The 19,901-nt window shown below is 64.2% G+C and carries 23 protein-coding genes; 13 read left to right on the forward strand and 10 right to left on the reverse strand.

Features of this window, described 5'->3' with window-relative positions; translation table 11 throughout:
* Positions 1 to 26 precede the first annotated feature (26 nt).
* The 10 genes from rplL to AB7M16_RS05535 all read right to left on the reverse strand — a co-directional run bounded on the left by rplL (position 27) and on the right by AB7M16_RS05535 (position 7,885).
* Positions 27 to 404 carry a 50S ribosomal protein L7/L12 gene (gene rplL / locus AB7M16_RS05490; protein WP_024342440.1) on the reverse strand — a complete coding sequence of 126 codons (378 nt, stop codon included), beginning with the start codon at positions 402 to 404 and terminating at the stop codon, positions 27 to 29.
* Positions 405 to 458: 54 nt separating this feature from the next.
* Positions 459 to 977, reverse strand: a complete 519-nt coding sequence (gene rplJ, locus AB7M16_RS05495; protein ID WP_025037001.1) for a 50S ribosomal protein L10 — start codon at positions 975 to 977, stop codon at positions 459 to 461.
* A 583-nt stretch (positions 978 to 1,560) separates the two neighbouring features.
* A complete protein-coding gene (locus AB7M16_RS05500) occupies positions 1,561 to 2,514 on the reverse strand; it encodes a 2-hydroxyacid dehydrogenase (protein ID WP_453943333.1) in 954 nt (317 codons plus the stop codon).
* A 90-nt stretch (positions 2,515 to 2,604) separates the two neighbouring features.
* Positions 2,605 to 3,297: a 50S ribosomal protein L1 gene (rplA, locus tag AB7M16_RS05505; protein WP_025037003.1), complete on the reverse strand. Its 693-nt coding sequence runs from the start codon at positions 3,295 to 3,297 to the stop codon at positions 2,605 to 2,607.
* 6 nt (positions 3,298 to 3,303) lie between these two features.
* Entirely contained in the window at positions 3,304 to 3,732 is a 429-nt protein-coding gene (gene rplK / locus AB7M16_RS05510) for a 50S ribosomal protein L11 (RefSeq protein ID WP_011088164.1), read from the reverse strand.
* Between the two features lie 131 nt (positions 3,733 to 3,863).
* On the reverse strand, positions 3,864 to 4,418 hold the full coding sequence (gene nusG, locus AB7M16_RS05515) for a transcription termination/antitermination protein NusG (RefSeq protein WP_018647229.1): 555 nt from the start codon (positions 4,416 to 4,418) through the stop codon (positions 3,864 to 3,866).
* The gene (secE, locus tag AB7M16_RS05520; RefSeq protein WP_026202711.1) at positions 4,418 to 4,609 is read right to left on the reverse strand and encodes a preprotein translocase subunit SecE; all 192 of its coding nucleotides are present in this window, start codon (positions 4,607 to 4,609) and stop codon (positions 4,418 to 4,420) included. The genes nusG and secE overlap by 1 nt, the downstream gene beginning before the upstream one ends.
* A gap of 307 nt (positions 4,610 to 4,916) precedes the next feature.
* Complete coding sequence (locus tag AB7M16_RS05525) at positions 4,917 to 6,185, reverse strand: class I SAM-dependent methyltransferase (RefSeq protein ID WP_172783195.1); 1,269 nt, start codon at positions 6,183 to 6,185, stop codon at positions 4,917 to 4,919.
* A gap of 82 nt (positions 6,186 to 6,267) precedes the next feature.
* On the reverse strand, positions 6,268 to 7,284 hold the full coding sequence (locus tag AB7M16_RS05530) for a lysylphosphatidylglycerol synthase transmembrane domain-containing protein (RefSeq protein ID WP_172783194.1): 1,017 nt from the start codon (positions 7,282 to 7,284) through the stop codon (positions 6,268 to 6,270).
* Positions 7,285 to 7,297: 13 nt separating this feature from the next.
* A complete protein-coding gene (locus tag AB7M16_RS05535) occupies positions 7,298 to 7,885 on the reverse strand; it encodes an SIS domain-containing protein (protein WP_246570705.1) in 588 nt (195 codons plus the stop codon).
* A 165-nt stretch (positions 7,886 to 8,050) separates the two neighbouring features.
* Here AB7M16_RS05535 and AB7M16_RS05540 point away from each other — a divergent pair, with 165 nt between their 5' ends.
* The 13 genes from AB7M16_RS05540 to AB7M16_RS05600 all read left to right on the forward strand — a co-directional run bounded on the left by AB7M16_RS05540 (position 8,051) and on the right by AB7M16_RS05600 (position 19,847).
* Positions 8,051 to 9,064 (forward strand): SDR family oxidoreductase, encoded by a 1,014-nt coding sequence (locus AB7M16_RS05540; protein ID WP_453943334.1) that lies wholly within the window; start codon positions 8,051 to 8,053, stop codon positions 9,062 to 9,064.
* An 87-nt stretch (positions 9,065 to 9,151) separates the two neighbouring features.
* Positions 9,152 to 10,717, forward strand: a complete 1,566-nt coding sequence (locus tag AB7M16_RS05545; RefSeq protein WP_172783192.1) for a PfkB family carbohydrate kinase — start codon at positions 9,152 to 9,154, stop codon at positions 10,715 to 10,717.
* Between the two features lie 29 nt (positions 10,718 to 10,746).
* On the forward strand, positions 10,747 to 11,748 hold the full coding sequence (locus AB7M16_RS05550) for an NAD-dependent epimerase/dehydratase family protein (protein ID WP_453943335.1): 1,002 nt from the start codon (positions 10,747 to 10,749) through the stop codon (positions 11,746 to 11,748).
* Between the two features lie 5 nt (positions 11,749 to 11,753).
* The gene (locus AB7M16_RS05555; protein WP_246708698.1) at positions 11,754 to 12,365 is read left to right on the forward strand and encodes an HAD family hydrolase; all 612 of its coding nucleotides are present in this window, start codon (positions 11,754 to 11,756) and stop codon (positions 12,363 to 12,365) included.
* A complete protein-coding gene (locus tag AB7M16_RS05560) occupies positions 12,362 to 13,399 on the forward strand; it encodes a phosphotransferase (RefSeq protein WP_453943336.1) in 1,038 nt (345 codons plus the stop codon). The genes AB7M16_RS05555 and AB7M16_RS05560 overlap by 4 nt, the downstream gene beginning before the upstream one ends.
* Positions 13,374 to 14,222, forward strand: coding sequence for a transketolase (locus AB7M16_RS05565; protein WP_212254939.1), 849 nt, complete (start codon positions 13,374 to 13,376; stop codon positions 14,220 to 14,222). Before AB7M16_RS05560 ends, AB7M16_RS05565 begins: the two co-directional genes overlap by 26 nt.
* A gap of 10 nt (positions 14,223 to 14,232) precedes the next feature.
* Positions 14,233 to 15,192, forward strand: a complete 960-nt coding sequence (locus tag AB7M16_RS05570) for a transketolase family protein (RefSeq protein ID WP_212254938.1) — start codon at positions 14,233 to 14,235, stop codon at positions 15,190 to 15,192.
* Positions 15,193 to 15,200: 8 nt separating this feature from the next.
* Entirely contained in the window at positions 15,201 to 16,307 is a 1,107-nt protein-coding gene (locus tag AB7M16_RS05575; RefSeq protein WP_453943337.1) for a DegT/DnrJ/EryC1/StrS family aminotransferase, read from the forward strand.
* A complete protein-coding gene (locus AB7M16_RS05580) occupies positions 16,297 to 17,415 on the forward strand; it encodes a DegT/DnrJ/EryC1/StrS family aminotransferase (RefSeq protein ID WP_453943338.1) in 1,119 nt (372 codons plus the stop codon). The genes AB7M16_RS05575 and AB7M16_RS05580 overlap by 11 nt, the downstream gene beginning before the upstream one ends.
* Complete coding sequence (locus AB7M16_RS05585; protein WP_025037016.1) at positions 17,412 to 18,218, forward strand: sporadic carbohydrate cluster 2OG-Fe(II) oxygenase; 807 nt, start codon at positions 17,412 to 17,414, stop codon at positions 18,216 to 18,218. The genes AB7M16_RS05580 and AB7M16_RS05585 overlap by 4 nt, the downstream gene beginning before the upstream one ends.
* Positions 18,211 to 18,603, forward strand: coding sequence for an LIC12192 family sporadic carbohydrate cluster protein (locus AB7M16_RS05590; protein ID WP_172783184.1), 393 nt, complete (start codon positions 18,211 to 18,213; stop codon positions 18,601 to 18,603). The genes AB7M16_RS05585 and AB7M16_RS05590 overlap by 8 nt, the downstream gene beginning before the upstream one ends.
* 25 nt (positions 18,604 to 18,628) lie before the next feature.
* Entirely contained in the window at positions 18,629 to 19,294 is a 666-nt protein-coding gene (locus AB7M16_RS05595) for a class I SAM-dependent methyltransferase (protein WP_453943339.1), read from the forward strand.
* Complete coding sequence (locus tag AB7M16_RS05600; RefSeq protein WP_453943340.1) at positions 19,272 to 19,847, forward strand: WbuC family cupin fold metalloprotein; 576 nt, start codon at positions 19,272 to 19,274, stop codon at positions 19,845 to 19,847. Before AB7M16_RS05595 ends, AB7M16_RS05600 begins: the two co-directional genes overlap by 23 nt.
* Positions 19,848 to 19,901: the final 54 nt, after the last annotated feature.

Consider the following 19,901-nt stretch of genomic DNA (forward strand, 5'->3'; position numbering starts at 1 on the left):
CGGGATCCCCCGCCAGTAAGCAGTGCTTACTTGAGCTCGACCTTGGCGCCAGCCTTCTCGAGCTGGGCCTTGATCTTGTCGGCTTCTTCCTTGTTCACGCCTTCCTTCAGCGGCTTCGGAGCACCCTCGACGAGGTCCTTTGCTTCCTTCAGGCCGAGACCGGTGATGGCGCGGACTTCCTTGATGACCTCGATCTTCTTGTCGCCGGCGGAGGCCAGAACGACCGTGAACTCGGTCTTCTCTTCCGCCGGAGCGGCGGCAGCGCCACCAGCAGCCGGGCCGGCCACGGCGACAGCCGCGGCAGCCGAAACGCCCCACTTCTCTTCGAGGAGCTTCGCGAGTTCGGCAGCTTCGAGCACGGTCAGGCTCGAGAGGTCGTCAACGATCTTCTGCAGGTCAGCCATTGTTCAGTTTCCTTGAGTGTAAGTCTGGTTCGGGTTTGAGTTTTGCGAAGGGCGTCAGGCCGCTTCGCCCTTTGAGGCATGAGCCTGGATGACGCGCGCGAGCTTGCCCGCGGGCGCGTTGGCGAGCTGGGCCAGCTTGGTCGCCGGGGCCACGATGAGGCCGACGATCTTGCCGCGCAGTTCGTCAAGCGACGGCAGCGAGGCAAGCGCCTTCACGCCGTCGACATTCAGGACGGTCTTGCCCATCGATCCGCCGACGATGACGAACTTCTCGTTCGCCTTGGCGAATTCAATGGCGACCTTCGGCGCCGCCACCGGATCGTTGGAAGTCGCGATCACGGTCGGCCCCTTCAGCATGGGGCCGATGGCAACGACGTCAGTGCCTTCAAGAGCAATTTTGGCGAGACGGTTCTTCGAGACCTTCACCGCAGCGCCCGCCTGCTTCATCTGCTGGCGCAGCTTCTGCATCTGGGCGACGGTGAGGCCGGAATATTGAGCAACGACCGCGACGCTCGTGGTCTTGAAGACCTCATTGAGCTGTTCGACCGCTTCTTTTTTTGCCGCTCGTTCCACAGCAAGCTCTCTCCGGTTGGCGGTCATCGCGAGAAGCGGGACCGCCGGGTTGCACCCATCGTCCCGCCCAAACCTGAACCTCCGGGTCAAAAACCCATCGGACACGCCGGGCAAGACGACAATTCAAAGCCTGCCCTCCGGGAGCCCAAGGGCCCACGGCGTGTCGAGGTCCGAACCAGACCCGTTTCGCAAAGTCAGCCCTTAAAGCTGGATGCGAAGTGAAATCCGGTCTTCACCCGTCTATGCAGGCCATGCGATTAAGCCGTTGAGGAATCGAAATTCTTCGCGGGCGCCTGCAGTCTTGGACAGGACGAGGCCAGCCGGCGAACCGCCCGACCTCTGCCCGCATCCCTGCCAACCGACGGGTTTGCCTTCCTTTTCGGGCAAATCCTTGCGGACGTCCTGAAAAGGAATGATCTCCTGTCGTGTCGGGTTTTCGGAATGCGTGCACGAACGCGCCTGCCGAGGCCGGCACGTCCGGAGGCGGTTCTTTAACCGCTCGGAGCCTGCTTGCCAAGAGCAAAATTCACACCAGTTCCAATCGATTGCCGGTTGGGTTTGAGATGGCCCAACAAGGACCGATTCAGGCCGATTTGACCCTATAAGGCAGCGGCTTGCCCTCGAAGAACGCCGTCAGGTTGGCCAGCACGCAGTTCTGCATGGCGACGTGCGAATCCAGGGTGTGGCCGCCGATATGCGGGGCGAGCACGACGTTGGGAAGGGCCGTCAGCGCGTCCGGCGCGTGCGGTTCCTTCTCGAAGACGTCGAGGCCGGCCCCCGCGATGGTCTTGTCGGTGAGCGCCGCGACCAGGGCCTTCGCGTCGATGACCGAGCCGCGGGAGATGTTGACGACATAGCCGTCCGCGCCGAGGCGCTTGAGGATATCGGCGTTGACGACATGTTGGGTCTCGGCCCCTGCCCGCACCGCGATCATCAGGACGCTGCACCAGTCGGCCAGCGCCTCCAGCGATGGGAAATATTGATAAGGCAGATCGTATTTGGTGCGGCTGAAATAGCCGACCTCGCTCTCGAAGGCGGCGCAGCGCGCCGCGATCTTGCGGCCGATCTCGCCCATGCCGTAGACGCCGATGCGGCGCCCGGGCATGCCGGCCTGGGGCCGCATCATCGGCGATTGTTTCGAGGCCGCCCAATCGCCGCTGCGGACATATTGGTCGGCCACCAAAATCCGCCGCGTGGTCGCCAGCATCAAGGTCATCGCGATGTCGGCGACGGAAGCCGCATTGGCGCCCGGGCTGTGGCCGACTGCGATGTTGCGGCTGGCCGCTGCCTTCAGATCGACGCCGTCATAACCGGTGCCGTAGCAGACGATGGCGCCGAGCTTCGGAAACAGGTCCATCGCCTCCGCACCGAACGGCGAGCCGCCCGCGGTGAGCAGCGCGCGGATGCCGTTGAGCTCCTCGACCGGAAACACCTCGCGCGCCGGCTTGCCGCCGGTGTCGAGCAGCTCGAACCGCTCGGCGAAACGCGCCATCATCGACTTGGGAAAGCGCGAGTAGATCAGGACCTTGTCAGTCATTGTTGTTGTTTCCGGTCAGCGGCGCCACAAACGACGAGGGGCGGAATCGGTCACCCGATTCCGCCCCTCGCCTCATGCAATTTCCAAACCTCAGCCGAGAATGGTGCCCGGCTCGACCTTCACGCCGGGGCCCATCGTCGAGGACACCGCAACGCGCTGGATGTAGGTGCCCTTGGAACCGGCCGGCTTCGCCTTCGAAACAGCATCGGCCAGAGCCTTGATGTTCTCGACCAGCTTCTCCTCGGAGAACGAGGCCTTGCCGACGCCGGCCTGCAGGATGCCGGCCTTCTCAACGCGGAACTCGACCGAGCCGCCCTTGGCGCCCTTCACCGCACCGGTGACATCCATGGTCACGGTGCCGATCTTCGGGTTCGGCATCAGGCCGCGCGGGCCCAGCACCTTACCGAGGCGGCCGACCAGCGGCATCATGTCGGGAGTGGCGATGCAGCGGTCGAAATCGATCGTGCCGTTCTGCACCTTCTCGACCAGGTCCTCGGCGCCGACGACGTCGGCACCGGCGGCCTTGGCTTCGTCGGCCTTGGCGCCGCGGGCGAACACGCCGACGCGCAGCGTCCGGCCGGTGCCGTTCGGCAGGGTCACGACACCGCGGACCATCTGGTCGGCGTGACGCGGATCGACGCCGAGATTGATCGCGACCTCGATGGTCTCGTCGAACTTCGCTTTCGCGCGCTCCTTGACCATCTTGATGGCGTCCGCGAGCGGGTAAAGCTTTTCGCGGTCAATGCCTTCGCGGGCTTTGTTCAAACGCTTTCCGATTGCCATAGCCGCTTACCCCGCAACTTCCAGACCCATCGAACGGGCCGAGCCCTCGACCATCTTCATGGCCGATTCGATGGTGTCGCAATTCAAGTCCTTCATCTTCTTCTCGGCGATCTCGCGCACCTGCGCCTTGGTCACCTTGCCGGCCTTGTCACGGCCCGGCGCCTTCGAGCCGGACTGGATCTTGGCAGCCTGCTTGAGGAAGTAGGACATCGGCGGCGTCTTCATCTCGAAGGTGAAGGAACGGTCCGCATAGATGGTGATGATCACCGGGATCGGGGTGTTCTTCTCTTCCTTCTGGGTCTGGGCGTTGAACGCCTTGCAGAACTCCATGATGTTGAGACCGCGCTGACCGAGCGCGGGACCGATCGGGGGCGAGGGATTCGCCGCACCGGCCGGGACCTGAAGCTTCAGGTATCCGGTCACTTTCTTTGCCATGTATCACTCCTGTTGTGCCGGCAGAGCCGGCGGTTTCAGGTTCGTGGTCGGGATCAACGGGCGGCTGGCAACCGCCCTCGTCCTCCCACGGCCTCTTGTTGCGCGAGACCGAAGCCTCGCGCGTTACCCGATCAGACCTTCTCGACCTGACCGAATTCCAGCTCGACCGGAGTGGCGCGGCCGAAGATCGACACCGCGACCTTCACGCGCGAACGCGCCTCGTCGATTTCCTCGACCACACCCGAGAACGAGGCGAACGGGCCGTCGGCCACGCGCACGTTCTCACCGATCTCGAACGACACCGACGCCTTCGGCCGCTCCACGCCCTCCTGCACCTGGTGCAGGATGCGCATGGCCTCGGCTTCCGAGATCGGCATCGGCTTGTTCTCGGCGCCGAGGAAGCCCGTGACCTTCGGCGTGTTCTTGATCAGATGGAATGCCTCGTCGGTCAGCTTCATCTTCACCAGCACGTAGCCGGGGAAGAACTTGCGCTCGGCGTCGATCTTGCGGCCGCGGCGCACTTCCGTGACCTTCTCGGTCGGAACCAGCACCAGTTCGAACAGCTCCTCGAGCCCGCGCTGCTTGGCCTGCTCGCGGATCGATTCGGCGACCTTCTTCTCGAAGTTCGAATAGGCGTGGACGATGTACCAGCGCTTGTCGGACACTTGAGCGGTTGCTGTTGCCATCAGTGAATGCCCAGAAGGTAGGTGATGAGAACACGGATGATCTGGTCGGCGGCGAAGAAGAAGATCGAGGCCACGGCGACCATCACGAACACCATGATGGTGGTGATCGTGGTCTCACGGCGGGTCGGCCAGGTGACCTTGGCGGTCTCCGAGCGCACTTCCTGCAAGAACTTGAACGGGCTGACTGCCATCGCTTGAGACGCCAATAAGGATTTCAGGGATCCGAACAGCCGCCGTTGGCCCAGCCCTCTGTCTCGAAGGATGAGCCGGAAACCGGGCTCGATTGTTCGGGGATTTCAAGGCCGCGCCGGAAATCCGCGTCTAACGGGCCGGCTGCGAGTGCGGGGTATCTACTGCGGATGGGGCCAAAGGTCAAGGTAGAGAGAGTTCGCCCGGGCAGGCTGCCCTCCCCCGGACGGCCATGCAGAAGCCATGTGGATCAAGGACTTGTCGTCCGCCCGCAAGGCGCCCGCAGGAGGCTATCCGAAGCCCGGCCCGTCAGTCGGCCCGGTCGACCATGGAAATCCCCGGCAGCGGCACCACGAACTTCCCGCCATCGGCGAAATAGCGGGCGTGCTTGGCCCGGATCGGGTCGACATAGCGCCAGGCGAAGACCACCACGAACGCCGGCTTCCGCTCGTAAAGGGCGGCAGGCGGCAGGATCGGGATGTCGTAGCCGGGTCCGGCCATCACCTTCCCCTTGTTGGGGTCGTCGTCCACCAGGAAGTCGATCTTGTTCTCCAGGCCGAACTGCGGCAGCAGCGTCGTGGTTCCCACCGACACGCCATAGCCGGCGACCAGCTGACCGCGCGCATGGGCCGCATCGGCCATCGCGACCAGTTCGTCGCGGATGGCGGCGATCCTCTTCACATACGGCGCATAATAGGCCGGCTGATCGACACCGAGCCGTTCTTCCTCCGCAACGAAACGCGCGACCTCGGCCGACGGCTTCTTGGCGCCGCCGGCGCGCTGCACGGTGACGCGGATCGAGCCGCCCTTGGTCCAGATGTGCTGGACGTCGATCAGCTCCATGCCCAGCCGGGCGAAGAAACGGATCAGCGGCTTGATGTTAAAGTAGGACAGATGCTCGTGATAGACGGTATCGAGCAGGTTCTTCTCGGTGACGTCGACGCCGTATTGCGTTTCGAAGACGAACAATCCGTCCGGCGCGAGCACGTCACGAACCCCGATCACCAGCGGATCCAGATTGTCGACATTGGCGATCATGTTGTTGGCGATCACGACGCTCGCCGCGCCATGGCTCTGCAGGATGCGGCGACCGATGGCATCGGTGAAGAAATCGCCGATGGTCTCAATGCCCGCCTCCGTGGCGCGCCGCGCGATGTCGACGGCGGGATCGACGCCCAGCACCCGCATGCCGCGCTCCTTGAAGAATCCGAGCAGCGATCCGTCATTGCTGCCGAGCTCGACCACCAGCGAACCCGGCGCGATGCCGAAACGGCTGACGACGTCGTTGGCATAGCCTGCGAAATGCTCGCGCAGGCCGAGCGAGAGCGAGGTGGTATAGACGTAGTTTCGGTACTGGATCTCCGGATTGCCGACATGGAGAATCTGGAGGTGGCCGCAATCCCGGCACAGATGCAGCGACATCGGCACCGCAGCCCGGAAGACGGGATCGTCGACGCTGGCATTCGGCACCTGGAAGTTCGGCGTGCCGATGGGCATGCCTGCCATCGGGACGACCAGCTCTTGGTTGTCCGAATGACAGAGGCGGCAGGTATTGCGGACGTAGAACAGGTTTTTCATCGTGCAACCGAAAAATGAGATACGCGCGCGAGTGAGATCATCCCACCCTGTGAAGACCAGTTCGGCAACGGGCTGAAGCGGGTCATGGGTGGCTCGAGGCCTCATTGCCCAGCCCGTAACTGGGTGCGTCCTCTGCCGCCTTGGCCGCCTTGTCGGCCGCATACGAGCCGCGCTCCCGACTTGCCAACCAGATTGCGCCACCGGCCAGCCCGATGATCACGCTGATGGCGCCCAGCAGGAGCGATATCGACAGCGCCTCCTCGGACGGCACACCCGCCAGACCAAGGCAGGCGACCATCGCTCCCTCGCGAACGCCCCAGCCGCTGATCGAGATGGGGACGGCCGTGAGCAGCACCACCGGCGGAATCAGGATGCCGGCGTCGAGGACAGAGAGCTGCGCTCCGACACCGCGCGCCAGGGCGTAACAGGCCGCGGCGGTGACGAGGTGGATGAGGAGCGCCGATCCGAACAGCAGCGCGCGATGATCGGACTGCAGGAGCAAGAACCTGACCAGCGTTCCGAACCGCACGAAGCTCGCGATAGCGGGCAGCGCGATGAAACGCTTCGGCAGACGGTCGAGCGTCAACAGGACCACCGTGCCGGCGACGCCCGCCACCGTCAGTCCGCCGATGGCCAGGATCGCGGCCTGATTCGACACGCGTGACAGCAGAAACGGCAATCCGGCCACCATCAGCACGATCAGCCCGATCAACGCCGTGAAGCGGTCAGCTGCAACGCCCTTGACCGCCTCGGGCCACTGCACGTCGCGTTGGCGCAGCAGCCACATCCGCACCGCATCCCCGCCGACCGACGACGGCAACACCTGATTGAACCAGAGGCTGATCATGAGAATCCGCCAGCCCGCGAGCCAATCCAGCGACACGCCGAGCGCGCGCATGATCAGCTCCCACCGGCCGTTGAGCAGGAAGGTCTGAAAGAAGATCAGCGCAAGCGCGACGACGAACAGGACCGGATCGACCGAGACGAGATGATTGCGCAACTGGCGCAGGTCGAGACCACGCGCGATGTAGACCAGCACGGCGATCGACAGCAGCAGCTTCACCGAAAACAGGGCCGCATGCTTGAATCGCGTCCGCATCAAGATGCCCGCCTCAGGACGCCGGATATTCCGCACGACCGATGACGAGGTCGATTGCGGCCATCATCCAGAACTGGTGCGTGGTCTCGACAATGTTGTAGCTGCGGCTGTCGACCCAGAAATTGACGTCGCCGAGATTGCGCAGCGGATTGTCCGTGTGCATGCCCGACAACGTGATCACGTCGAGCTTCATCTTGCGCGCCTGCGCAACCGCGTTGAGGATGTTCTTCGAACGTCCCGACGAACTGATCGCGACGAGGCAATCGCCGGCGCGCGCATTCAGCCGCACGGCGTGGGCGATCCAGTCCTCGAACCCGTAATCGTTGGCAAGGCACGACATCATGCTCGCATCGCTGAAGCACAGTGCAGGCACCGACGCATTCTTCGCCAGATCGATCGCCAGATGCGAGGCGATCCCGGCCGATCCGCCGTTGCCGACGAAGATGACGCGGCCGCCCTGCTCGCGCGTGCGCAACCAGGACGCGCGTGTCGCGGAGATCCTTGCAAAAATACCGTCGTCGACCGCCGTCGCGCGATGCAGGCGCCCCACGTAATCGTCGAGGAAGGCTTTATGCTCGGGATCGACGGATTCGGCAGGCATGGGCTGGCGGCTCGATTGCAACATCACGGGGTGATACCGGCTATTACCAAGGATTGCAAAGGTATAATACTTGCAAAGTTTGCGAGCGGCTGATAGTCGGCTTTCGGGTTTCACTCAACATTGGCGGGCCTGTTTCGCTGGGCATTCGCGTCACGGATGTTCCCCATGAAATGCATCGTTACTGGCGGCGCCGGTTTCATTGGAAGTCACCTCGTCGATCGCCTGCTCGATGACGGCCACGAGGTCACCGCGCTCGATAATTTCGTGATCGGACGCGCCGAAAACCTCGCCGCGCGCGCCGGTTCGAGCCAGTTGAAGGTCGTGCGGGCAGACGTCACCGATCTCGACGCGATCAAGCCGTATTTCCACGGGGTGGATTGGGTCTTCCATCTCGCCGCGCTGGCGGACATCGTTCCCTCGATCGAGTCGCCGATCCCCTATCACCGCGCCAATGTCGATGGCACGGTCAACGTTCTCGAGGCGGCGCGGCACGCCGGCGCCCGCCGCTTCATCTATGCGGCTTCCTCCTCCTGCTACGGCATTCCGGATGTTTATCCCACGCCGGAGAGTGCCGAGATCCGGCCGATGTATCCCTATGCGCTCACCAAGAACGTCGGCGAGCAGTGCGTCATGCACTGGTGCCAGGTCTACAAGCTGCCCGCCGTGGCGCTGCGCCTGTTCAACGTGTTCGGACCGCGCCATCGCACCACCGGCACCTACGGTGCCGTGTTCGGCGTGTTCATGGCACAGAAGCTCGCTGGCAAGCCCTTCACGGTGGTCGGCGACGGCGAGCAGACGCGCGACTTCACCTTCGTCAGCGACGTCGCCGATGCCTTCGTGACCGCCGCCCGATCCGACGTCTCGCACGAGATCTTCAATGTCGGCTCGGACAACACCTACAGCGTGAACCGCCTGGTCGAGCTCCTCGGCGGCGACAAGGTCCACATTCCCAAGCGTCCCGGCGAGCCCGACTGCACCTACGCCGACATCACTAAGATCAAGCGCGTCCTGAAATGGGCGCCGAAGGTGAAGTTCGAGGACGGCGTCGCGACGATGTTGAAATCGATGGACCAGTACAAGGACGCTCCGCTCTGGACGGTGGACAAGATCGCCGACGCCACCAAGGACTGGTTCAAATATCTCGGTGACGAGGTCCCCCCGCAGAAGGCAGGCCGTTGAGCAGATTCGTTCACCCGCATATTTTGCCGCCAGCCAATCATTTCCGGGTCGGCCAACTGAGACCGACCGGCGCCTTGGGTCATTCACATGGGTAATGCTGCGACAGACAGGCCGGCCGGCCATCCGGCACCGCACGAGAAGATCAAGACGATCGAGGAGCTCGGCGAGATTGCGCGCACCGCACAGGCAAAGGGCCTGACCGTCGCGCTCTGCCACGGCGTCTTCGATCTGGTGCATCTCGGCCACGTCCGGCACATCCTGGCAGCCCGCAACGAGGCCGACGTGGTCGTGGTGACCATCACCGCCGACCGTTACGTCAACAAGGGCCCGGGACGGCCGATCTTCCCGGAGAACATGCGCGCCGAGATGCTGGCCGCGCTCGGCACGGTCGACTGGGTCGGCATCAATCAGACCTCCAGCGCCGAGCCGGTCCTCGATACCGTGCGCCCCGACATCTACGTGAAGGGCTCGGACTACGAGAATCCCGAGGATGACGTGACCGGCAAGATCGCGGTGGAGCGCGAGGCCGTCGAGCGTCATGGCGGACGAATCGTTTTCACGCGCGACGTGACGTTCAGCTCCTCGTCGCTGCTGAACCGCTATTTCGACATCTACGATCCCCCCTTGCGCGACTACCTCCAGAAGGTGCGCGATGGCGGCGGCGCCGAACGCCTGCTGAAGCTGATCGACAAGATCCAGGACATGCACGTCGTGCTGGTCGGCGACACCATCATCGACGAATACCAGTACGTCACGGCGCTCGGGAAGGCCTCCAAGGAGAACATCGTCGCGACCCTGCTCAAGAATGGCGAGCAGTTTGCCGGTGGCGTCATTGCCGCCGCCAATCACGTCGCGAGCTTCTGCAAGTCGGTCGAGATCGTCACGACGCTGGGCGGCAACGACTACCCCGAAGAGTTCATTCGGGCGCATGTCCGCCCGAACGTAAAGCTCACGCCGATCCGCGTTCAGGGCCGTCCGACCACCCGCAAGCTGCGGTACGTCGAGATGGGCTATCTGCACAAGCTGTTCGAAGTCTACACGATGGACGACACGCCGCTCGACGAAGCCGCGCGCACGGAGATCGACCGCGTCACCGCCGAGCGCGTCCGCGGGGCGGACGTCGTCATCGTCACCGATTTCGGTCACGGCATGATCGCATCCAGCACGATCGACACCCTGATCGCGAATTCCAAGTTCCTGGCGGTCAACGCCCAGAGCAACAGCGGCAATCACGGCTACAACCTGATCACGAAGTATCCGCGGGCCGACTACGTCTGCATCGACGCACCGGAAGCGCGCCTCGCCGCCACAGACAAGTTCAACGACATCGCATCGGTGATCGAGGGCGGCCTGCATCGCAAGATCGATTGCGACAACATGATCATCACGCACGGCTCCTTCGGCTGCTACCCCTTCTCGTCGAAGACCGGCGTTGCGCGCGTCCCCGCCTTCACCAAGACCGTCGTCGACACCGTCGGCGCGGGCGACGCCTTCCTGACGATCACGGCGCCGCTGGTCGCGGCCGGCGGCAATATCGAGGACGTCGCCTTCATCGGCAACGCGGCGGGCGCGATCAAGGTCGGCATCGTCGGTCACCGCAACTCGGTCGAAAAGGCGCCGCTGGTCAAGTTCGTCACCGCGTTGTTGAAATAGCGCAAAAAGAAAAATCCCGGAGAGCGACAGTGATTGGTCAAAAATGGAGTGTGATGGTCACCGGTGGCGCCGGCTATGTCGGCAGCGTGCTGGTCCCCCAGCTGCTTGCAGCGGGTCACAAGGTCACCGTGCTCGACTTGTTCATGTATGGCGAGGACGTCTTCAACGCCGTTCGCGACAATCCGAACCTGCGCCTCATCAAGGGCGACATCCGCGATGAGGCCGCGATCAACGAGGCCCTGCGCGGCAACAACGCGGTGATTCACCTCGCCTGCATCTCCAACGATCCCTCGTTCGAGCTGGACCCGGGGCTCGGCAAGTCCATCAACTACGACTGCTTCCGTCCGATGGTGCGCGCCGCGAAGAAGGCAGGCATCAAGCGCTTCATCTATGCTTCCTCATCGAGCGTCTACGGCATCAAGGACGAGGCCGAGGTGACAGAGGAGCTGTCCTGCGAGCCGCTCACCGACTACTCCAAGTTCAAGGCGATGTGCGAGACCGATCTTGCCGACGAGGCCGCGTCGGGCTTCGTCACCTGCACGGTTCGTCCAGCCACCGTCTGCGGCTACGCTCCGCGGCAGCGGCTCGACGTCGTCGTCAACATCCTGACCAATCTCGCCGTCAACACCGGCCGCATCCGCGTGTTCGGCGGAACGCAGAAGCGGCCCAATTTGCACATCCAGGACATGTCGGCGGCCTATCTGTTCCTGCTGCAGCAGGACGATGCGAAGATCGACGGCAAGACCTACAACATCGGCTACGAAAACCACTCGCTGATGAAGATCGCCGACATCGTCAAATCGGTGGTCGGAAACAATGTCGACGTGGCCGTCGAGCCGACCGACGATCTGCGCTCCTACCACGTGTCGTCGGAGAAGATCCGCCGCGAGCTCGGGTTTGCGCCGACGCATACGATCGAGCAGGCCGTGTCCGGCCTCGTCGATGCCTTCAAGGCGGGCCGCCTGCCGAACTCGCTCAACGATCCCAGGTATTTCAACATCAAGATGATGCAGAACATCAGCCTGAAGTGAGCGGCGTGCGGATCGGCATCGATTTCGACAACACGATCATCTGCTACGACAAGGTCTTTGCCGCGGCCGCGCGCCAGCGCGGGCTGGTGCCGGAGGGCTGGGACGGGCTGAAGACCGACGTGCGGGACTATCTGCGCTCCGGCGCCGGCGGCGAGCTTGCCTGGCAGGGGCTGCAAGGCTTCGTCTACGGCAAGGGCATCGGCGGCGCCGAGATCTACCCTGGAGTCCGCGAGTTCCTTGTCGCGTGCCGCAAGGCCGGCGCGAGCGTCTATATCGTCAGCCACAAGACGCAGTTCGGCCATCAGGATCCCGATCGGGTCGACTTGCGCGAGGCTGCGCGCGGCTGGCTGAAGAGCGCGGGCCTCATCGACATCGCCGACGCGGCGATCTCGGCGGGCAATGTCTATTTCGAGGACACGTTGGCGGCCAAGGTCGAGCGGCTCGCAAGCCTGCAGCTCGACATCTTCATTGACGATCTCGTCGACGTTTTCGCGCAGCCGCATTTTCCGAAGACGACGCGATCGATCCTGTTCACGCAGGCGCGGCCGCCGCATCCCGCGCATTGCGAGCCGCTCGCGACCTGGGCCGATATCCACCGCGGAGTGTTCACGGCATGAGCGAGCCGGACATCAGCGTACAGGATGCGGTCTCGATCGGCAGTCGTCTCGCCGGGGCGCAGGTCGCGGCCGCGCAACCGGCGCGGTCCGGCGGCAACAACCGGGTGTTCCGGCTGGAGATGGCGAAAGGTCCGCCCCTCGCCCTCAAGCACTACCCGTCCGACGGACGTGATCGCCTGGGACAGGAATATGACGCGCTCACGTTTCTCTCGCGCCACGGCATCACGTCGACACCGCGGCCGGTCGCGAAGGATCCGGCGGCGTTCTGCGCGCTGTATCAATGGTTCGACGGTGACGCCGCGGTCCTGCATCCCCGGCACGACGACGCCGACCAGCTGGCCGATTTCCTGATCGCGCTGCAAAGACTGCGCGACGCTGAAGGCGCGCAGACTTTGCGGAACGCATCGGCCAGCATCTTTTCGCCCGAGGCGGCCATCGCCCAGTACGAGCAACGCCTCGACGGCCTTCGGCGGGCCTCGGATGATGATCCGGACCTGCGTGCGTTCATGGACGGCAGCCTCGTTCCCACCACTGCCGTCGCAATCCGGCAACTGCGTAGGCGCTATGCGGAACTGAGCCTCGATCCCGCCGCGGACCTTGCGCCCGCCCATCGCGCATTGAGCCCGTCGGATTTCGGACTGCACAACGCGCTGCGTGCCGACGACGGCAAATTGCGCTTCATCGACTTCGAGTATTTCGGCTGGGACGACCCGGTCAAGCTCGTGTCCGACACTGCGATTCACCCCGGCAGCGGTCTGCCCGACGCCGACGCGAACCGATTGATCGAGCGGCTCTCCCAGGCCTTCGCGGCTGGGGATGACGCGTTTGCGATCCGTCTTGACGTACTGTATCCTGTGTTCGGGGCGATTTGGTGCCTGATTGTCCTGAATGCCTATTTGCCGGAAAGCCGCTCCCGGCGCGCCCTGGCTGCGCAAGGTGGCGATCTGACGGTCCGCCTTGCCGGCCAGCTCGACAAAGCCCGCCGGCTCCATCAAACGATTTACCAACGTGATCCAGATCTCACCCCACGCTGAAGCTGCTCTCACCTGCACGCTGGACGAGCGCAGCCTGTATTTGCGCCGCCTGGTCCTCGGTTCGGTCCGTTCCGCGGGGCGCGGCCATGTCGGGCCTGCCCTGTCGCTGATCGAGATGGTCCGCGTGCTCTACGACGATGTGCTGCGGATCGACCCGCAGAACCCGGGCGATCCCGATCGCGACCGCGCCATCCTCAGCAAGGGACATGGTTGTCTGGCGCTCTACGCGCTATTGGCCGACCGCGGCTTCTTCCCGCTGACGGAGCTGGAGGGTTTTTGCGGCTCCGACAGCATTTTGGGCGGGCATCCCGAATACGGCATGGTGCCCGGCGTCGAGGCCTCGACCGGCGCACTCGGACACGGTCTGTCGATCGGCGTCGGCCTTGCGCTTGCCGCCCGCATGCGCGAGCGCAGCTACCGGACCTTCGTGCTGCTCGGCGACGGCGAGATCAACGAGGGATCGGTGTGGGAAGCTGCGATGGGCGCGGCCAAGCACGGCCTGGACAATCTGGTCGCGCTGATCGACTACAACAAGCTGCAGAGCTACGGCCCCACCGACTACGTGCTGCCGCTGGAGCCGCTCGCGGACAAATGGCGCAGCTTCGGCTTCGCGGTGCAGGAGGTCAACGGCCACGACGTCGGCGCGCTGCGCACGGTGCTGAAGCAGGTCCCGGCCGTGGCCGGCAAGCCTAGCGCCATCATCTGCCATACCGTCAAGGGCAAGGGTCTTCCGGCTGCGGAATCCAATGCCGATTGGCATCACAAGAACAAGCTGACCGACAGCGAGCTCGACGCCATTCGCGTCGCCGTCGGCGATTTTTGATCGGCTCCCCATGCGCAACACCGCGATGAACATGGTCCACAAGCTCGCCGCGCGCGACGAGCGGGTGCTCTACATCGGCTCCGATCCCGGTGCCGGCACGCTGCGCGCGATGAGCAAGGAGTTTCCCAAGCGCCATCTGATCGAGGGCATTTCGGAAGCACACATCATCGGCATGTCGGCAGGTCTCGCGATGGAGGGCTTCGTGCCCTACGTCAACACTATCGCGACCTTCCTCACCCGCCGCTGCTACGAGCAGGTGGCTGTCGATCTCTGCCTGCACAATCTGCCGGTGCGGCTGATCGCCAATGGCGGTGGCCTCGTCTACGCGCCGCTCGGTCCCACCCACCAGGCGATCGAGGACATCGCCATCATGCGGGCGCTGCCGAACATGACGGTGATCTGCCCGTGCGATGCCGATGAAGCCGCGCGCATGATGGAGCAGACGCTGGATTGGAAGGGTCCGATCTACATCCGGCTCGGCAAGGGCGGCGATGCCATCGTCTCCAAGGCCGAGCACGGTTTTGAGATCGGCAAGGCCATCCTGATGCGCCCGCAGGGCGACGTCCTCATGGTGACCACCGGCATCATGCTCCAGCGCGCCCTCGCTGCAGCCGACCTGCTGGCCGCGCAAGGCATTCGCGCCGGCATCCTGCACATGCATACCGTGAAACCGCTCGACACCGCAGCGCTGCTGCAGGCGATCCGCGGCACCAGGCTCTTGGTCACGCTGGAGGAGCACGTGCCCTCCGGCGGCCTCGGCAGCGCGGTCGCGGAGGCGCTGATCGACAAGCTCGGCTCCGGTTTCCCTGCGATGCTGCGGCTGTCGCTGCCGGACCGCTTCATGCACAATTACGGTTCGCAGGACTCGCTGCTGAAGAAGCACGGGCTCTCGGCCAGCGCCATCGCGACCTCGATCGAGCATGCGCTCGCGGCGTCGCACACTTCCGCTCCTCAACTTCATTCCACCTGACGGGTCACATGTACGACGTTCGATATTCCTATCTGCTCGAGCAATTCGCCGATCCCGCACCGATCCTCGCCGAGATCGGCCGGCTGGTTGCGACCGGTGACTTCACCCTTGGCAAGCCCGTCGCCGAATTCGAGAAACGCTTCGCCGAATTGATCGGCGTCCGTCACGCCATCGGCGTCGGATCGGGCACCGACGCGCTCAAGCTGCCGCTCAAGGCGCTCGGCATCGGTCATGGCGACGAGGTCATCACCGCCGCCAACACCTTCATCGCCACCGTCGGCGCGATCGCGGAAACCGGCGCGACGCCCGTCCTGGTCGATTGCGACGATTCCTTCTGCATGAACGTGGACCAGGTCGAGGCTGCGATCACTGGCAAGACCAAGGCGATCATGCCGGTCCAGTTGACCGGCGAGGTCACCGACATGGGCAAGCTGATGCCGATCGCGCAGCGTCACAACCTGCCGGTGGTCGAGGACGCCTGCCAGGGCATCCTGTCGGAGTTTGCGGGGAAACGCTCCGGCACCCACGGCATCGCGGCCGGCTTCTCGCTGCATCCGCTCAAGAACCTCAACGTCTGGGGCGATGCCGGCGTCGTCGTCACCAATGACGACGGCATGAACGAGAAGCTGCGTCTGATCCGCAACCACGGCATGAAGAACCGCGACGAGATCGCGATCCTCGGCTGCAACTCGCGGCTCGATTCCTTGCAGGCCGTGGTCGGCAACTGGCTGATCGGCCAGACCAGCGAGATCACGCGCCGCAGAATCGAGAATGCGGCCTATTACGATGCGGGTCTCGCCGGCCTGCCCGGCCTGCGCATCCCGCCGCGCCGTCCCAACGTGAAGCACGTCTACCATCTCTACATGGTGTTCGCCGAACGCCGCGACGAGCTCTACAAGTACTGTCTGGACAACGGCATCGAGGCCAAGATCCACTATCCGATCCCGCTGTATCAGCAGGAAGGCCTGAAGCATCTCGGCTACGCGCCGGGCACGTTCCCGGTCACCGACCGCCACGCCAAGGAAGTCATCAGTTTCCCGGTCGACCAGCACCTGACGCGCGCCCAGCAGGACCGCGTCATGGAGACCGTCAGGAAGTTCTGCCATGGACGCTGACACCGGCCGCCGGCGCATCGGTTACGTCAATCTTCCCGCGCAGTTCGAGGAAGAGCGCGCCGAGATCGTGCAGGCGGTCGAGGGCGTGTTTTCCCGCGGCGACTTCATCGGCGGCGCCGCGGTTGGAAAGCTCGAGGAGGAATTGTCCGCCTATCTCGGCTCGCCGCATGTCGTGACGCTGAATTCGGGCACCGACGCGCTGATCCTCGCCATGCGGGCGCTCGACATCGGCCCCGGCGACGAAGTCATCACGCCGCCGAACTCGTTCGTGGCATCGACCGCCGCGATCATCGCGGTCGGCGCCACGCCGGTGTTTGCCGACGTGCTGCCCGACCAGAACATCGATCCGGCCGCGGTCGAGGCCGCCGTCACACCGCGCACCAAGGCGATCATGCCGGTGCATCTGACCGGACGCATGGCCGACATGGCTCCGCTGATGGCAATAGCGGCCAAGCACGCGCTCGCCGTGATCGAGGACAGCGCCCAAGCGGTCGGCTCGACCTATGACGGGCGCATGAGCGGCACCCTCGGCACGTTCGGCTGCTTCTCCGCCCACCCCTTGAAGAATCTCAATGCCGCCGGCGATGCCGGCTTCCTCGTCACCGCCGATGCGGAGCTTGCCGCAAGAATCCGCCGGCTGCGCAATCACGGCCTGATCAACCGCAGCGACGTCCAGGAATGGGGGATCGTGTCGCGGCTCGACACGCTGCAGGCCGAGGTGCTGCGCATTCGCCTGCGTCATCTGCCCTCGGTGATCGAACGCCGGCGGCGCAACGCCGCGCAATACCGCGCCGAGCTCGCAGGGCTACCCCTGTTCATTCCGCCTTGTCGGAAGATCGAGTTCAACACCTTCCACACCTTCGTGGTGCAGACCGAGCGGCGCAACGACTTCCAGAAATATCTTGCCGACAAGGGCATCGAGACTGCGATTCACTATCCGGTCCCGATCCACCTGCAGCCGGCAGCGGCGCATCTGGGCCATGGCCGCGGCGCGTTCCCGGTGACGGAACGGCAGGCGGACCAGATCCTCACGCTTCCCATCAACCAGTTCCTGTCGGCCGCCGACATCAGCTATATTTGCGCGACCGCCCGGGAGTATTTTGCATGACGGACACGGACTTCCTGCACGCCGACGAGCAGGCGCTGGCGCAACGCTTCATCGACGATGGCTTCGTCACCACGCCGGCCGACGATCGCGCCGGGCTCGACCGGATCCAGCGCCGCGCCGCCGAGCTCGCGGCCGACTACCTGAAGTTGCCGCACAGCAACGATCCCTACGCGATGCTGGACACGATCCACACGCGGGTGAGCGTGGATGATCTCAACGGATTGCGGCTGCACGTCTTCAACGGCCTCAACGCCGAGCCCTGGTTCCGCCCGACCTATTTCCGCCTGGCGCGCTCGACGATCGAGACCATCGTCGGCAACGAGCTCTGCATGCAGCGCCGCGTCAATCTCAGCATCCAGCTTCCCGGCGACAGCTCCTCGCTGCTCGCGACCCATTCCGACGTCTGGTCGGGCGACTCGCCGTTCGAGGTCGTGGTGTGGGTGCCGCTGGTCGACGTCCACCGCACCAAATCGATGTATCTGCTGCCGCCGTCCCTGAACGGCGAGATGCAGGACCGCATGGCGGCCTTGCGCAGCGCCGAAGAGCTGTACAAGACCATCAAGCCGCACGCGACCTTCATCGAGATCCCCTACGGTCACGTGATGCTGTTCAACCAGACCCTGATGCACGGCAATCGCGTCAACGAGGAAGCCGGCACGCGCTGGAGCATGAACTGCCGCTTCAAGAGCATCATGTCGCCCTATGCGGACAAGCGCTTCGGCGAGTTCTTCGAGCCGATCCTGCTGCGCCCGGCAACCCGGGTCGGCATGCAGTACAAGTTGCCAGGAGGCTTCCATGGCTGAGCGAGCCGGCCACCGCGGCTATATCGGCGCCAGGCCGCTGAACGGCAGCCGCACCCCCCAGCACGTCCAGAACATCGTGATCCGCGACTATGCGCGGCGGAAGAACCTGCAATATCTTCTCAGCGCCGCCGAGCACACCATGCCCGGCAGCTACATGGTGCTGGAAGATATCCTGGACGAGCTGCCGCAGCTGCGTGGGCTAATTCTCTACAGCATCTTCATGCTGCCGCCCGACGAGGCTCGGCGGCGGCAGATCTACGACCGCGTGCTGCGCGAGGGCTGCGACCTTCACGCGGCGGTCGAGGAGATCACGCTGGCGTCGCAGAAAGACATCCAGGCCGTCGAGGACATCCTGCTCGTCAACAAGTTCGCAACCATCCTGTGACGATGCCGCGGACTGGTTGGCCCCCATGACCGAGATCAACCTGCTCCAGCCGATGCACGCATCGACGAGGCGGGACTACGTCCAGCGCGTGGTCGAGCACGACAAGGCGGAATCCGCCACCGTCGCCCGGCAATGGGGACGCGACTATTGGGACGGCGAGCGGCGCTACGGCTACGGCGGCTATCGCTATGACGGACGGTGGCGCCCGCTGGCCCAGACCCTGATCGAGCGCTACGGCATCAAGCCGGGCATGAGCGTGCTCGACGTCGGCTGCGGCAAGGGCTACCTGCTCTACGAGTTCGCCCAGCTCGTCCCCGACCTCAGGATCGCCGGCATCGACATCTCCGAGTACGGCATCGCCAACGCCAAGGAGGAGGTGCGGCCGCATTTGAACGTCGGCAGCGCCGTCGCCCTCCCCTACCCCGACCACAGCTTCGATCTCGTCGTCTCGCTCGGCGTGTTGCACAATCTTCCGCTCGAGGACGTGTTCCGCGCCGTACCTGAGATCGAGCGCGTCGGACGCGGCACCTCGAAATATCTGATGGTCGAATCCTTCCGCAACGAGCGGGAGAAGGCCAATCTGCTTTACTGGCAGCTCACCTGCCTGAGCTTCCACGGCCCGCAAACATGGGCCTGGATATACGACAAATGCGGGTACCGGGGCGACCATGGGTTCATCTTTTTCGAATGAAACGGGCCGGCGCCGGCCGACCTCATTGCGCGCACAGAATCCGGAAGTGTACTATTCCGACGACGCCATCGTCACCGCGGACGATGCCACGATCGCGGAGCTGAAGCGCATCGCCGCCGGCAACCCGCGCCTGCGCAGCCGGCTGTGCACGCATCCCGATCCCGCCTCGGGCCTGCACGAGATGCTGATCGTGCACCATCGCGAGGCGTATGTGCGGCCGCACAAGCACCTTGGCAAGCCTGAATCGTTCCACGTGATCGAGGGCACCGCGCAGGTCGTGATCTTCGAGGATGACGGCCGCATTCGCGAAGTGCTCGAGATGGCGCCCTACGGTCAGGGCAAACGCTGCTATTACCGCATGCCCGAAAAGGTCTTCCACTCGATCCTGATCACCTCGGAATGGCTGGTGTTTCACGAAACCACCGCCGGCCCGTTCGATCCTTCGCGCACGGCATTTCCCGACTGGGCCCCGGACGGCCGCGACGCCGCCGAGGTCCAGGACTACGTCACACGGACTGGCGCGCTCGCTGCGGAGCATCTGGCGAGACCATAGATTTCGACCGCTTTCGACGATCGCACCGTGAATGATCGAGGACGACACCAGACG

The organism is Bradyrhizobium sp. USDA 372 (assembly GCF_053629095.1).

Coding starts and splice junctions, on each gene's coding strand:
- rplL (WP_024342440.1), bottom strand. CDS start 404: ATGGCTGACCTGCAGAAGATCGTTGACGACCTCTCGAGCCTGACCGTG.
- AB7M16_RS05500 (WP_453943333.1), bottom strand. CDS start 2,514: ATGACTGACAAGGTCCTGATCTACTCGCGCTTTCCCAAGTCGATGATG.
- rplA (WP_025037003.1), bottom strand. CDS start 3,297: ATGGCAATCGGAAAGCGTTTGAACAAAGCCCGCGAAGGCATTGACCGC.
- rplK (WP_011088164.1), bottom strand. CDS start 3,732: ATGGCAAAGAAAGTGACCGGATACCTGAAGCTTCAGGTCCCGGCCGGT.
- nusG (WP_018647229.1), bottom strand. CDS start 4,418: ATGGCAACAGCAACCGCTCAAGTGTCCGACAAGCGCTGGTACATCGTC.
- secE (WP_026202711.1), bottom strand. CDS start 4,609: ATGGCAGTCAGCCCGTTCAAGTTCTTGCAGGAAGTGCGCTCGGAGACC.
- AB7M16_RS05525 (WP_172783195.1), bottom strand. CDS start 6,185: ATGAAAAACCTGTTCTACGTCCGCAATACCTGCCGCCTCTGTCATTCG.
- AB7M16_RS05530 (WP_172783194.1), bottom strand. CDS start 7,284: ATGCGGACGCGATTCAAGCATGCGGCCCTGTTTTCGGTGAAGCTGCTG.
- AB7M16_RS05535 (WP_246570705.1), bottom strand. CDS start 7,885: ATGCCTGCCGAATCCGTCGATCCCGAGCATAAAGCCTTCCTCGACGAT.
- AB7M16_RS05540 (WP_453943334.1), top strand. CDS start 8,051: ATGAAATGCATCGTTACTGGCGGCGCCGGTTTCATTGGAAGTCACCTC.
- AB7M16_RS05545 (WP_172783192.1), top strand. CDS start 9,152: ATGGGTAATGCTGCGACAGACAGGCCGGCCGGCCATCCGGCACCGCAC.
- AB7M16_RS05560 (WP_453943336.1), top strand. CDS start 12,362: ATGAGCGAGCCGGACATCAGCGTACAGGATGCGGTCTCGATCGGCAGT.
- AB7M16_RS05570 (WP_212254938.1), top strand. CDS start 14,233: ATGCGCAACACCGCGATGAACATGGTCCACAAGCTCGCCGCGCGCGAC.
- AB7M16_RS05575 (WP_453943337.1), top strand. CDS start 15,201: ATGTACGACGTTCGATATTCCTATCTGCTCGAGCAATTCGCCGATCCC.
- AB7M16_RS05580 (WP_453943338.1), top strand. CDS start 16,297: ATGGACGCTGACACCGGCCGCCGGCGCATCGGTTACGTCAATCTTCCC.
- AB7M16_RS05585 (WP_025037016.1), top strand. CDS start 17,412: ATGACGGACACGGACTTCCTGCACGCCGACGAGCAGGCGCTGGCGCAA.
- AB7M16_RS05590 (WP_172783184.1), top strand. CDS start 18,211: ATGGCTGAGCGAGCCGGCCACCGCGGCTATATCGGCGCCAGGCCGCTG.
- AB7M16_RS05595 (WP_453943339.1), top strand. CDS start 18,629: ATGACCGAGATCAACCTGCTCCAGCCGATGCACGCATCGACGAGGCGG.
- AB7M16_RS05600 (WP_453943340.1), top strand. CDS start 19,272: ATGGGTTCATCTTTTTCGAATGAAACGGGCCGGCGCCGGCCGACCTCA.